General features: G+C 61.9%; 13 protein-coding genes. 7 read left to right on the top strand and 6 right to left on the bottom strand.

The genetic code is table 11. The annotated features are described in order from the left end of the window. The first annotated feature begins 2 nt into the window (after window positions 1-2). The 4 genes from PPRO_RS14515 (at window position 3) to PPRO_RS14500 (ending at window position 4,874) form a co-directional block, all read left to right on the top strand. On the top strand, window positions 3-449 hold the full coding sequence (locus tag PPRO_RS14515; RefSeq protein WP_011736760.1) for a GxxExxY protein: 447 nt from the start codon (window positions 3-5) through the stop codon (window positions 447-449). Window positions 450-513: 64 nt separating this feature from the next. Next, window positions 514-3,654 (top strand): efflux RND transporter permease subunit, encoded by a 3,141-nt coding sequence (locus tag PPRO_RS14510; RefSeq protein WP_011736759.1) that lies wholly within the window; start codon window positions 514-516, stop codon window positions 3,652-3,654. 28 nt (window positions 3,655-3,682) lie between these two features. Further along, window positions 3,683-4,147 (top strand): hypothetical protein, encoded by a 465-nt coding sequence (locus PPRO_RS14505; protein WP_011736758.1) that lies wholly within the window; start codon window positions 3,683-3,685, stop codon window positions 4,145-4,147. Between the two features lie 133 nt (window positions 4,148-4,280). Continuing rightward, on the top strand, window positions 4,281-4,874 hold the full coding sequence (locus tag PPRO_RS14500) for a hypothetical protein (protein ID WP_049759746.1): 594 nt from the start codon (window positions 4,281-4,283) through the stop codon (window positions 4,872-4,874). Window positions 4,875-4,890: 16 nt separating this feature from the next. Here the strand turns inward: PPRO_RS14500 and PPRO_RS14495 are convergent, their stop codons facing one another. The 5 genes from PPRO_RS14495 to PPRO_RS14475 form a co-directional block, all read right to left on the bottom strand. Then, the gene (locus tag PPRO_RS14495; RefSeq protein ID WP_011736756.1) at window positions 4,891-5,628 is read right to left on the bottom strand and encodes a DUF4197 domain-containing protein; all 738 of its coding nucleotides are present in this window, start codon (window positions 5,626-5,628) and stop codon (window positions 4,891-4,893) included. A gap of 148 nt (window positions 5,629-5,776) precedes the next feature. After that, window positions 5,777-6,562, bottom strand: a complete 786-nt coding sequence (locus PPRO_RS14490; RefSeq protein ID WP_011736755.1) for an FRG domain-containing protein — start codon at window positions 6,560-6,562, stop codon at window positions 5,777-5,779. A 117-nt stretch (window positions 6,563-6,679) separates the two neighbouring features. Next, window positions 6,680-7,072, bottom strand: a complete 393-nt coding sequence (locus tag PPRO_RS14485; protein WP_011736754.1) for a DUF309 domain-containing protein — start codon at window positions 7,070-7,072, stop codon at window positions 6,680-6,682. 4 nt (window positions 7,073-7,076) lie between these two features. Beyond that, the gene (locus PPRO_RS14480; RefSeq protein ID WP_011736753.1) at window positions 7,077-7,838 is read right to left on the bottom strand and encodes a LysM peptidoglycan-binding domain-containing protein; all 762 of its coding nucleotides are present in this window, start codon (window positions 7,836-7,838) and stop codon (window positions 7,077-7,079) included. Beyond that, complete coding sequence (locus PPRO_RS14475; RefSeq protein ID WP_011736752.1) at window positions 7,835-8,764, bottom strand: zinc dependent phospholipase C family protein; 930 nt, start codon at window positions 8,762-8,764, stop codon at window positions 7,835-7,837. Before PPRO_RS14475 ends, PPRO_RS14480 begins: the two co-directional genes overlap by 4 nt. A 279-nt stretch (window positions 8,765-9,043) precedes the next feature. On the opposite strand from PPRO_RS14475, the gene PPRO_RS14470 reads away from it, so the two are divergent. Continuing rightward, window positions 9,044-10,030, top strand: a complete 987-nt coding sequence (locus PPRO_RS14470; RefSeq protein WP_011736751.1) for a serine/threonine protein kinase — start codon at window positions 9,044-9,046, stop codon at window positions 10,028-10,030. A 128-nt stretch (window positions 10,031-10,158) separates the two neighbouring features. Continuing rightward, a complete protein-coding gene (locus tag PPRO_RS14465) occupies window positions 10,159-10,893 on the top strand; it encodes a hypothetical protein (RefSeq protein ID WP_011736750.1) in 735 nt (244 codons plus the stop codon). 66 nt (window positions 10,894-10,959) lie between these two features. On the opposite strand, the gene PPRO_RS14460 is transcribed toward PPRO_RS14465, so the two are convergent. Then, complete coding sequence (locus PPRO_RS14460; RefSeq protein WP_011736749.1) at window positions 10,960-11,580, bottom strand: trimeric intracellular cation channel family protein; 621 nt, start codon at window positions 11,578-11,580, stop codon at window positions 10,960-10,962. A 161-nt stretch (window positions 11,581-11,741) separates the two neighbouring features. Between PPRO_RS14460 and PPRO_RS14455 the strand changes: the two genes are divergently transcribed. Further along, window positions 11,742-12,893 carry a glycerate kinase gene (locus PPRO_RS14455; RefSeq protein WP_011736748.1) on the top strand — a complete coding sequence of 384 codons (1,152 nt, stop codon included), beginning with the start codon at window positions 11,742-11,744 and terminating at the stop codon, window positions 12,891-12,893. Window positions 12,894-12,900 lie beyond the last annotated feature (7 nt).

Below are 12,900 nucleotides of genomic sequence, written 5' to 3'. Positions count from 1 at the left end.
CCATGGAACACGGAAAAGGCGGAAAGCACGGAAAGAACGGAAAGAACGGAAAGAACGGAAAAGGCACGAACACGATGCTGCATGCGACGGTGACGGAGGTCGTCATCGCGTCATTTTATAGGGTTTACAACATCTTGGGCTATGGTTTTCTGGAAAAGGTATATGAAAACGCCCTTGCGCATGAATTGCAGAAGAAAGGGCTTCACGTCGCGACTCAGCACAACATCAAGGTGTTTTATGATGGCATGGAGGTGGGTGATTATTACGCCGATCTGTTTGTAAATGGAGTCGTTATCGTTGAGCTGAAAGCGGCAGAATGCCTGCGGCAAGAACATGCCGCCCAGTTGCTTAACTATTGCAGAGCCACGGGAGTCGAGGTCGGCTTGCTGATCAACTTCGGAAAATCACCCGAAGTGAGACGAGTCGTTTTCCCGAGTTGTGTGCCCTGATTGAAAAGATCCGTCTTTATCAGCTTGTACCGATTTTTCCGCGTTCCACTATAGGTTTGAATCCATGATCGAACGAATCATCGAATACTCCGCCCGCAACCGTGTGGTTGTCGTCATCTTCTATGCCCTGATCGTTGCCTGGGGTGTCTGGGCGGTGTACCGGACGCCGGTGGATGCCATTCCCGACCTGTCGGATAACCAGGTGATCGTCTTCACCGAATACCAGGGGCGCTCCCCCCAGGTGGTGGAGGACCAGGTTACCTATCCGCTGGTATCCAACCTGCAAGGACTGCCGCGGGTCAAGGCGGTGCGGGCCTCAAGCGCCTTCGGCTTCTCCATGATCTATGTGATCTTCGAGGACAAGGCGGATATCTACTGGGCACGCACACGGGTACTGGAACGCCTGAACTACGCGGCCTCGCTGCTTCCCCCGGGAGTGACGCCGACCCTGGGGCCGGACGGCACCGGCGTGGGACACGTCTTCTGGTACACCATCCAGGGTAAGGGATACGATCTGGAGCAGCTGCGCACCCTGCAGGACTGGTTTGTCAGGTACCAGCTCAACACCGTGCCGGGTGTAGCCGAGGTGGCCTCCATCGGTGGTTTCGTCCGCGAATACCAGATCGATCTGGACCCGGTGAAACTGCAGGCCTACCGGGTTTCCACCGGCCAGGTCATGGACGCGCTGGGAAGGTCCAACAGGGATGCGGGAGGACGGCTGGTGGAACAGGCTGATGCCGAGTTCCTGATCCGCGGCAGGGGATATGTGCAATCGGTGGCCGACCTGGAGAACATCGTTGTCGGCGCCGACCTGCGGGGAACCCCGGTCTACGTCAAAAACCTTGGCAGGGTGCAGCTGGGCGGGGCCATGCGCAGGGGAATGCTGGATCTGAACGGCGAAGGGGAGGCGGTTGGCGGGATCATCGTCATGCGCTACGGCGAGAATGCCAAGGATGTCATCAAGCGGGTCAAAGAGAAGATCCGGGCGCTTTCAAAGGGGCTCCCAGCGGGGGTCAGCATTCAGGCCTTCTATGACCGTTCCGACCTGATCGACCGCTCCATCGACACGCTGAAGTCGTCGCTGACCGAGATGTGCATCGTGGTCGTGTGTATCGTTCTTGTCTTTCTGCTTCACTTCCAGAGTTCCCTGGTGGTTGTGCTCACTCTGCCGGTGGCAGTCCTGGCCTCGTTCATAACCATGAAGTACCTGGGGATCACCTCCAACATCATGTCGCTGGGGGGAATCGCCATCGCCATCGGCGAACTGGTGGACGCCGGCGTGGTCATGGTTGAAAACTGCTTTCGCAGGCTTTCCGAGCTCCCCGAAGGGGAACGCGAGGAGCGGAGGCTGGAGGTGATTATTTCCGCTTCCAAACGGGTGGGGCCGGCCATCTTCTCCTCCATGGTGGTGATCATCCTCTCCTTTGTGCCCATCTTCCTGCTGGAGGGACAGGAGGGGAAGCTGTTCCACCCCCTGGCCTTCACCAAGACATTCGCTATGATAGCGGCCGCGGTGATAGCCGTGACCCTGGTGCCGGTGCTCTCCTACTGGTTCCTGCGCGGGAAGATGCCCGATGAGGAGAAAAACCCGGTCTCCCGCTTCTTCATCGCCCTCTACTCCCCCGTGCTGCGCTGGTGCCTGGCCTGGCCCAAGACGGTCATCGCCCTCAACCTGGTGGCGCTGCTGGTCGCCATCCCGGTGTTCATGAGAATGGGGTCCGAATTCATGCCCCCCCTGGACGAGGGGTCGCTGCTGTACATGCCGGTCACCCTCCCCAACGTCTCCATCAGCGAGGCCAAGCGGCTGATTCAGGTCCAGGATGCCGTCATCAAAAGCGTCCCGGAGGTGGAGGGGGTGCTGGGCAAAGTGGGGCGCGCCGAGACCTCCACCGATCCGGCGCCGGTCTCCATGTTCGAGAGCATCATCATCCTTAAGCCGAAGGAGAAATGGCGCCCGAGGGTCACCAAGGGGGACATTGTTGCCGAACTGGACAGCAAGCTTCAGATTCCCGGTGTTCGCAACGGCTGGACCCAGCCGATCATCAACCGCATCAACATGCTCTCCACCGGTGTGCGCACCGACCTGGGGGTCAAGATCTTCGGCAGCGACCTGAATGTGCTCAAGGAACTGGCCGTGCAGGCTGAGGGCATCCTGAAACAGGTTCCGGGCGCTGCCGACGTGGTGGCTGAGCGCGTTACCGGTGGAAGCTACCTGGATATCGACATCGACCGCCAGGCAGCCAGCCGCTACAACCTGAGCGTGGGAGACATCCAGGACGTGATCGAAACCGCCCTGGGCGGGCAGACCCTGACCACGGTGGTGGAGGGGCGCAACCGCTTCCCGGTGCGCCTGCGCTACCAGCGCGACTATCGCGACAGCATCCCGGCCATGGGGAATATCCTGGTCTCCTCCGCAGGGGGAGAAACGCAGATCCCGCTTTCACTGATGACGCGGATGCATGTATCTACCGGTGCCCCGGAGATCAACAGCGAAGGGGGGCTGCTCCGCTCGGTGGTGTTCCTGAATGTGCGCAACCGCGACCTGGGGGGCTTCGTGACTGATGCGCGGCAGGTTCTGGAGAAGAACCTCAAGCTGCCTCCCGGCTATTACGTTGCTTGGGCCGGCCAGTGGGAAAACAAGCTGCGTGCCATGAAGCGGCTGCAGATTCTCGTCCCGGTGGGGCTGCTGATCATTTTCTCGATTCTCTACTTCACCTTCAAATCCCTGATCGAGGCGCTGATGGTCATGCTCTCCGTCCCCTTTGCCCTGGTGGGAGGGGTCTATCTGGTTTCGATCCTGGGCTACAACATGTCCGTGGCGGTCTGGGTCGGCTTCATCGCACTCTATGGTGTGGCCGTGGAAACAGGGGTGGTGATGGTGGTCTATCTGCACGAGGCCCTGGACAGGCGGATTCTGGCCGGGAGCGTGACTGAGGAGGACATACGGGAAGCCACCTTCGAAGGGGCTGTCCAGCGCCTGCGTCCCAAGCTGATGACCGTTGCCACTTCCCTGATCGGCCTGAGCCCGCTCCTGTGGGCCAGCGGCACCGGCGCGGACGTGATGAAGCCGATTGCGGCGCCCGTCATCGGTGGCATGTTTTCCTCAACCATCCATGTGCTCGTCATGACCCCGGTGATCTTCATCATGATGAAGACGAGGGATTTGAAGAAGGGAAAACTGAAATATTCCGGAATCGAAGGTTAGGCACACAAACAAACCAGGGAGGAACTGGATGAAACGAATACTACTCACCACAGCGGCACTACTGACACTGGCAGCGCCTCTTTCCTCGGCCGCGGATCATGGCGGCCACGACATGCATTCCGGCCACGCCGCCATGGCCGGAGTGGCCCACGAAGAGGTGATAAGCGGTGTCAAGGCCACCTTCAATGTGCAGACCATGGCCGATGCCATGAAGGGGATGGGTATGCAGATCCCCAAAGGGATCAGGGAGACTCACCACCTTTCGGTGGTTTTCAGGGATGCCAGAAGCGGCAAGGTTCTCACGGAAGGAACGGTGAAGGTCAAAATCCTGAATCCGGACAAGCGCGAGCAGACCAGGGAGCTGATGGGTATGCAGGGGCACTTCGGCGCTGATTTTGAAATGGCCAAGAAGGGCAGGTACGGCATTATGTGCAAGTTCCTGTTGAAGGGGGACAAGATCCGTCAGGTCAAGTTCTGGTACAGTATCCGGTAGGAAGCGGGCAGCCATGTCCGTGAGCTACAACGGGGCGTCTCCCGGGAAGGAACGCCCCGCTTCCCTGTTTCGCCTCACCCGGAGTGGTGAGTCGGGGCAAGGGGGGCGCTTTTGTCGTCCAAGGAGGAATGCCATGCGTTATCGCATACTCATACTGCTCACGGCGCTCCTGGCGCTGGGGACCTTTGCCCATGGCCAGGACGTTTCCTGGCTGGCAGAATGCGGCCTGAAGACTTTCAGGGAGATCAACCGCACGGGAAAGTGGTCCGGAAAGCAGTCCCCGGACTGTCGGGTGAATACCTCCGTGGAGCGGCGTTCCAGCGGGGTCTTCGTCACCACCTGGGTGACCGCGGATGCCGGGGAGGGCTGGGTCAGGACCGCCTTCAGCGCTGCCATGGATCAGACGGAAATCAGCGGGAAGAGTTCCCTCGCCCGGGCCGGCAGGGATATCCAGCAGCGGGCCCGGCATCTCCAGCGCTGCCTGGATTCGATCAACTCGGTCAACGACCCCCTGGACTGCCGCGATTACGCCACCAAGTCCTATGCCGTGGATGAGGAAAGCGGAACCGAGAACAGGCGGCTGGTCTGGCTGGATGACGATGGCCGCCATACCGTTGTGGAGTATGCCTTCGGGAGCAGTTCAGCCACGCCGACGCCACCGGTGGACCTCTTTTCGGGCTACTACTTGCCGCCCAACATCACCATCGATCTGCACCAGAGGAGGTAGCCTCCCCGGTTATCCCTCACCTGCCGAATACCTTCCTGAGCAGTTCCGTTCCCCGTGCCATGGGGTCGGTCCTGATCTTCTTCTCTTCCTCTCCCAGCATGGTGAAGAGGCCGTCCACCGCCTTCTTGGTGATGTAATTGTCCAGATCAACGGCTCCCAGGCTGCCGGCAAAGGGGATGGAACTGATCGACTCCGTCATCTTGCCGTAGCGCTGGGCCACTCCCACGTCCTTCATGCTTTCCGCTATCACCGGTTTGAATGATGCAAAGACCTTGTCGCCGGTCTTTTGCTTGAAATAGTCTGTGGCGGAGGTGTTGCCTCCCTGCAGAATCTTGCGGGCGTCGTCGAAGGTCATCTCCTTGAGGGCGGATACGAAGTGTTCCGTGGCTTTGGGCGCTGCTTTTTCCGCGGCCCGGTTCATACTGAGAACGAAATCGTCCACCTCCTTCTGAAAACCGAATTTTCCCAGCAGGTCGGCTGCCGTGCGGATTTTTTCCGGCAGAAGGATCTTGATCGCCTGATTTTTGAAGTAACCGTTTGGTTGCGATACAGATGTGACCGCCTTGGTGGTGCCGGTGGAGAGCGCCTCCTTCAACCCGTTGGCGATGGTCGAGTCGTCCAGAGCGCTGGTTTGCGTGTCGAATATGCCGAGGCCTTTGGTGAGGCTGTCGAAGAATGCCGCCTGGGATGGGGCTGCGGAGCAGATCAGCGGCAGTGTCGGAAGAAGAAGGGCCAGCAGTCGTGCGTGCTTCATGGTGTAACCTCCATTGACATAGTACGGTATCGGATAAAGGGGCGGGCTCTTCGGCGTCCCGATGTCCCCTGGTGCGGAACCGAAATCAAGCGTTTCATACATGTCACGGATGCCGCCACCTGTCTCTGGTGGCGGCATCCGTGACAGTTTATGTCCGGGGGCTGTAGTGGCGCTTGAGCCAGCGGCTCAGGCCGTCCAGTCCGGGGAACAGCACCCGCTCGTTGACATTGGCCTGGTCCAGTTTGTCGCGGATCTCCCATTTCAGGGAGGCGGGGATGATGATTTTGCGCGCCAGGTAGGGGTACTTTTCCAGCCAGTCGTCCAGCACCATGTGCGGGTCGGACATGACCGAACAGAAGGCGTACTGGTTGACGATCCTGTCGTCCACCGAGGGGGGTTCGAAGAAGATAACCACCTTTTCGCTGGCCAGGGCATCCAGTTCATCCAGCGAATTGATGGTGTCGGAGAGCAGTTGCAGGGTCAGCACGTTGGCGCCCTCGGCCAGCAGTTTGTCTCTCAGGCAGTCGGGGAGCAGTTCATGGGCCTTAACATAGTTGATCGCCCATATCACGCCGTCCCGGTCGAATTTGTCGATGGAGGCGGTGGCAAAGTGCATTGCCACGAAGGGTGAGTAGGTCCAGTCCAGTATCCGCGTGGGGAGGCCGAAATGCTGCGCCACGGAGAGCCAGTGCCAGAGGGAGTCGCGCTCCACGACGTTCCGGTGGGCGTACTTCCTGAAGTTGCGCAGCAGGTGCCGCTCAACGTAGTCATAGTCTCCCCCCAGGCGGATCAGGCTCGTCTCAAGGCGGTAGTTTGCGTTGGAGAGTCCCCGGAATGCGAAACGGGAGCGGAACCGCTGCAGTTTCTCGTTCCACGAGTGGGCAAAGAGTTCGCTCTGCAGTTCATCCCACGATCCAGCCGTTACCGTTTCCATGATGGCGCCTCCTCCTGTTCATGGGATTGTCCGCGTTCCTGTCCGCCACGGGTCGCGGCATCCCTGCTGATAGTGTAACACAAACCGTGTCTGGCACAGGGGGAGGCGGCAGAGGTCTCAGGCTGGTGGAGCCAGGCGCAGCAACGGAATCAGCGAGGGGGCAATGCAGTTCATCCGCTCCGGCCCCAGGTTGGTCAGCTCCTCCCTGAAACGGTCCGCCGCAGCTGCCATCTCCCCGGCCAGTATGTGGCGACAGGACGTGGCAACTCGCAAGCGCCTGGCTCCCCTGGCAAGCAGGGTGACGGCGCCGTTGAAATTGCCGCTACGCCAGTGGTGCAAGGCAACCGCGATCTGCAGCAGCCCCTGGTAGAGGTTGCGCGCATCTCCCTGGGAGTTGATCCAGAGTGTTTCCAGGGTTTCGTGGCAGGTGAACCAGTCTTCCCGGTTGAACTCCTCCACTGCACGCAGCAATTCCTCCGGCGGTGGCGTCAGGTGGGACGGGCCTTCCACGGGACTAGGGGGCCTTCGGAGCGGCCGGAGGCACGGTGGCGGGCGGCCGGGGCTCAGCGGGAGAAACCGGCGGTGCAACCGGGGAAGCCTGGGGTGAAACGACAGAAGGCGTCTGAACTGTTGGGGGGGCGAACTGCGGTTCCGCGGGAACTGGCCAGGGTGCGACGGGGTGAGTTTGGGGCTTGTCGGAGGGAGCCTCTGGTGCGGCAGCTGGGGCAGGCGAGGCGGCAGATGGCGTCGCGGGGGCGACCGGGGGCAGGGGGAGCGGCGTCGGCACCGGCGAGGCTGGAGTCGTGTTCCGCCCGCTGTCAGGCGATGGTGCTGTTTCTGGCGGGTTGAGCGGGATGATCAGGCGCTGCCCAATGGTCAGGCGATGGGGATTGCGGATGCCGTTCATCTGCATCACCCGGGGGGTCATCCGTTCCGTTGCAGTGTCGGAGAGGCCGTAGCGACTGCTGAGAATCAGGAAGATGTGGTCGCCGGGGCGAACGGTGTAGATGCTGCTTCCGTCTCCGGTGGAAGTCGGTGCGGGTGCGGCGGCGTGGGCTCTCCGTGGCGGCCGGGTTTTACGCTTTGCCTTGGCGCGCCGCGGCGGCGTTCGGCGCAACTCCCTCAGGTCAATGTCGTATGAGGGCTTGCGCAGCTCTCCCAGGTTGATGTCGTAGGACTCCTGGCCGGCGTGTGCCCAGAAAGTGGCGCAGAACACACCGCCCAGCATCAATAACAGTGCCGTTACCCTTTTGTGTGTCTCAGTTCCGTTCTTCACCGCATGCTCCTGTCGGTTGTTCTTTCCCGCATCTCGGATTTCCCGATCCCATATAGCCCGGTAAGCAGGTTTGCGCCGGGGGGATCACTCAGCGCGGCAGCCAGGGAAGCCGACTCCTCCATGCGCCTGAACAGCACAAGGGTTCGGCTGACAGCCTCCTCGGCCAGGTCGTCCAACGAGGTGTTGCTGGCGGCACCCGATACCGGATGGCTCCAGCGGGTGACGCTGTCGATCATTGCCCGATGCCCTGGCCCGTGTGCCCGCAAGGGGTAGAAGAGCTGGCGCTGCTCCCTGAAAGGGGATCCCAGCAGAGTGCCGAGGATGAGAGCGGCGATCTTCCATGCCGTAACGTTGTACATCCCCTGAAAACGGCAGTGCAGTGCCAAGGCTCGCTTCAGCGCCGCTCGTGGGAGCCGTCCGTCGGGGTCGAACAGCATGGCCATGGCGTCCGTCAGCAGGGGGGCCGTTAGCGTGGTCACCAGGTGGGTCATCCGGCGCACCGGCGGGGTGGTGTTGCGCTGCAGGAAATGGACATCGATGGCGGTTTCCAGGCGGTAATGTCGGCCGATGGCATTGACGCCGCTCAGGGCGAATACATAGGGGTGAAAAACCATGTCGGCCTGCATGTGGCTGATCACTCCCAGCAGGCAGGCCAGAAGGTCGTAGGGGAGCATGCCGCCACGGCTGGTCTCAACCCGTATCAGCGGAGCATAGCTGTTGCCCGTGGCGTCGTGGAAGCGGTCGGCCAGGTGCAGCGCTGTCGCGCTGTGGGGGCCGCGGAAGAGGTGCAGCAGGGTGTCGGGCAGGACAGCGCCACCCAGGTAGGCTGCGTGGTGAGCCTGGATGATATCGGCCAGGATGCCGCTGCCTGCCAGGCGCTGCGCTGTCCGTTCCGCCAGGATCCAGTGGGTTATTTCCTTGGGCATGGGCTGATCCCCGGGAACCGGCGTCGGGCTGCATCGTAGTGCTGGAGGGTTTCTACTCGGAAATTCAGCATATCTGTGTATATGCCATTTGCGCCCGTCCGTCCAGCGGGTTGTTGTGGGAAAGCCTCACTTTGTGGCCGGTCAGGGGGCATGGGGCGCCAGCCTGCTTCCCCTTGGTTCCTGTGCCAAAAAGTGCTATGGTGGAAATCTTGAAATCCACTGCGTTGAACCTGGGTTGGACGGCAGCGGCTGTCGCCTGCGGGGGCAACGGAAAGAACCATGACCGTGAACAAGCACCCCTTTCAGACCCTGACCCCGGAATTCATCATGGATAGCGTGGAGAGCCAGGGATTCCGGTGCGATTGCCGTACCCTGGCACTGAACAGCTACGAGAACCGCGTGTATCAGGTCGGTATCGACGAGGGGGCGCCGCTGATCGCCAAGTTTTACCGCCCCGACCGCTGGAGCGACGTCCAGATCATGGAGGAGCATCGTTTCTGCTTCAACCTTGCGGAGCATGAACTGCCGGTAGTGGCCCCCTGGCGCAATGCCGCCGGCGAGAGCCTCTTCTCCCACCAAGGGTTCCGCTTCGCCCTCTATCCCCGCCAGGGTGGGCGTGCCCCGGAGTTCGACAACCTGGACAACCTCCTGATCCTGGGGCGCATGCTGGGACGCATCCATGCCATCGGCGAGCTTCAGCGTTTTGAAGAACGACCGGCCCTGGATGTCCGCGCTTTCGGGTATGAGAGCGTGGCCCTGATCCGGGAGCGGTTCATGCCCGATGAGTACCGGGAGAGCTACATCGCGGTAACCGAGCTGCTGTTGCGGAGGATCGAGACAATCCTGGCCGAGGTCGGCCCGATCCGTTATATCCGCGCCCATGGCGACTGCCATGCCGGCAACATTCTCTGGCGTGATAACGCGCCGCACTTCGTGGACTTCGACGATGCCCGCATGGCCCCGGCGGTTCAGGATCTCTGGATGATGCTCTCCGGAGACCGCGGGCGCAAGACAGCCCAACTGGAGGCGCTGGTGAGGGGGTATCGCGAGTTCCGGGACTTCGACCCGCTGGAGTTGCGCCTGGTTGAGGCGCTGCGCACCCTGCGCATGCTGCACTATAGCGCCTGGCTGGCCCGGCGCTGGGAGGATCCGCTCTTTCCCGCCACCTTCCCCTGGTTCAACAGCGTCCGCTACTGGGGCGAGCAGATCCTGGAACTGCGCGAGCAGCTGGCGCTGCTTGACGAACCACCGCTGGAGTTGGAGTAGCTCGCCTATCCGCGTTATGGTATATGAATGCTGTGCGGGGCACCCTGCCGGAGGAACGCTCTTTTTCCGGTTCTTCCCTCTTCGGCAGTTTGCCGTCCGCAACGATTTTTACACCATGCGAGGAGCCCATGTCCCTACGGCAGGAAGCTGAACTGATGGATGCCTGCCGCATCCTGTTTCCTACGGCAGATGTCAGCCGGGAATTTCTCTGTCGTATCGAGGTCGACCGGTTGAAGAATGCCTATCGCAATCGCGTCTGGGAGTGCCATCCCGACGCCTGCGGCGAGGCAGACGGCCAGGCCCGGCGTACCGCGCTGTTCCGTTGTTCGGTGGAGGCCTACAACCTGATCAATGAGTTCCTCCAGGATCGGCACAGGCCGCGCCTTCCCCTGCGCCGCGCCGTTTCGCCCAAAAAGCCTTTTTTCCGGGTGGAGCCGGTGGAGCCGGTGCCGGGCGAGCAGTACTACCAGGGGGCCTTTCCCACCATCGAACTGAAGCTGGGACTCTACCTCTACTACAGCGGAGCGGTTTCCTATCAGGCTGTTGTGCGGGCCATGATCTGGCAGCGTGACCAGCGCCCGCCCCTGGGGGACTTTGCCCGCTCCTGGGGATGGCTGAACGAGGCGGATGTGTCGGCGGTCCTTGCTGCCACCGAGATCGTCGGATCTTTTGGCGAACGGGCCGTGGCGCTGGGGCTTCTGACCCAGTCCCAGCTCAACCTGATCCTGCTGCACCAGCGTTCCATGCAGCAGCAGATCGGACGCTACTTCGTGGAACAGGGGCTTGTGAGTGAACTGGCCCTTCGCCAGCACCTGCGCGGGCTGGCTCGACATAACGCGCAGGTGCGCGAGTCCCGGCTCTGATGGGGCGGTGATCTGAAGATCCCGGGTGGGGTTGGAAGGGGAGAACTGCCTTTGAAATATCTGCTCTCAGTGCTGTGCATTCCCGTAACGGGCGCGGGGGAGCGACCAGTTGAATCGCACGGCCAGGAGCCGCAGGGTGATGACGGTGAAGGCCGAGGCGAGCAGCGCAAAGGTGCGGGGCATGCCACTGCGGTGCAGCAGGGTCAGCAGTATTCCGCCGACCAGGCAGGCCGAGGCGTACACCTCCTTCTGGAGCACCATGGGTACGCGGTTTGAGAGCATGTCGCGGATCATGCCGCCTGCGGTGGCGGTCATGACTCCCGCCATGACCGAGCCGACGAAGCCGAACTGGAACTCCAGGGCCTTGCTGGTGCCGATGACCACGAACGTTCCCAGCCCCACCGCATCGAAGAAGGTCAGAGGGTGGGTGAGGCGGCTTAAGGTGTGGTGAAAGAGGAATACCAGCAGGGAAATGGCGATGGAGAGATACAGGTAGGTCTCGTCCTTGAAGATGAACGGCGGGGTGTCGCCCAGCAGCAGGTCACGCAGGGTGCCGCCGCCGGTGGCGGTGACGAGACCCAGCACCATGACGCCGAAGATGTCCATGTCGCGGCGGATGGCTGCCAGGGCGCCCGAGGCGGCGAAGGCGGCGGTTCCCAGCAGGTCGAGGGTGTACAGCAGGTTCATGGTGATCCGTTCTCCCTGTTGATGAGTCTATCCCCATAACCGTCCAAGGCAAACCCAGGCGAAACGGTTACGGCTGAATCCGGGGGTGCTGACTGCGCTTTCGCGCAGCGGCGCACTATAGCAGGAACGAATGCGGACATCCAGAAGGGAAGCATACTGTCATGCGAATCATCATTGCACCTGATTCCTACAAGGGGAGCCTGTCGGCGGTAGAAGTAGCGGAGGCAATGGCGCGGGGAATCGTCTCCGTCTTCCCCGATGCGGAGATCGTCTCCCTTCCGGTTGCCGATGGGGGCGAAGGGACCGTGGAGGCTCTGGTGGCGGCCACCAGTGGCAGATTTGTCTGCCAGGAGGTGAGCGGTCCGTTGGGTGAGCCGGTCATGGCCCGCTGGGGCATTCTGGGGGACGGAGCGACCGCGGTGATCGAGATGGCCGCGGCCTCGGGTCTGCCGCTGGTGGCGCCGGAGCGGCGCAACCCGCTCCGGGCCAGCACCTGTGGTACGGGAGAGCTGATCCGGGCTGCCTTGGATGCCGGTCTGCGCCGCTTGATCGTCGGTATCGGCGGCAGCGCCACCAATGACGGCGGGGCGGGCATGGCACGGGCGTTGGGGGTGCGTTTCCTGGATGCGGACGGAACCGAACTCCCCGAGGGGGGTGCTGCCTTGGCGAGGTTGGCACGGGTCGATCTGGACGGGCTTGATCCCCGCCTGGTTGAAACCTCCCTACAGGTTGCCTGTGATGTCACTAACCCGCTCTGCGGGGAAAACGGGGCTTCGGTCATCTACGGTCCCCAGAAGGGGGCCACTCCGGAGATGGTGCGTGAACTGGATCGGGCGCTTGAGCACTACTCCCAGGTCGTGGAACAGGCCATTGCAAGGAACGTCTCCGACCAGGCCGGTAGCGGGGCTGCCGGAGGCTTGGGGGCCGGCCTGCGCTACTTCACCAATGCCAGCTTGCTTCCCGGCGTGAAAATAGTGCTGGATGCGGTGGGGTTTGCCGAGGCCCTGAAGACGGCCGACCTCGTGATCACCGGCGAGGGGTGCAGCGATGCTCAGACTGCCCACGGCAAGGCGCCGTTGGGGGTGGCTCGGCTGGCGCGCAACGGCGGAGTGCCGGTGATCTGTCTCTCGGGGGGGCTGGGCGCGGGGGCCGAGCAATTGTTGGAGCATGGCATCGATGCGCTGCTCGGCATTGTTTCCTGTCCCATGCCGCTGGAGGATTGCATGGCCCGGGCCGCCGAGTTGGTGGAGACCGCCACCAGCCGCGTTTGCCGTCTGTTGCGGGTGGGACGTGGACTGGGGGGGCGACGGTGAAGAGCCC

It is taken from the genome of Pelobacter propionicus DSM 2379 (assembly GCF_000015045.1).
Taxonomy (GTDB): Bacteria; Desulfobacterota; Desulfuromonadia; order Geobacterales; family Pseudopelobacteraceae; genus Pseudopelobacter; species Pseudopelobacter propionicus.
The sequence above is the reverse complement of the archived record's forward strand: the minus strand, read 5'-3'. Positions and strand labels throughout refer to the sequence as shown.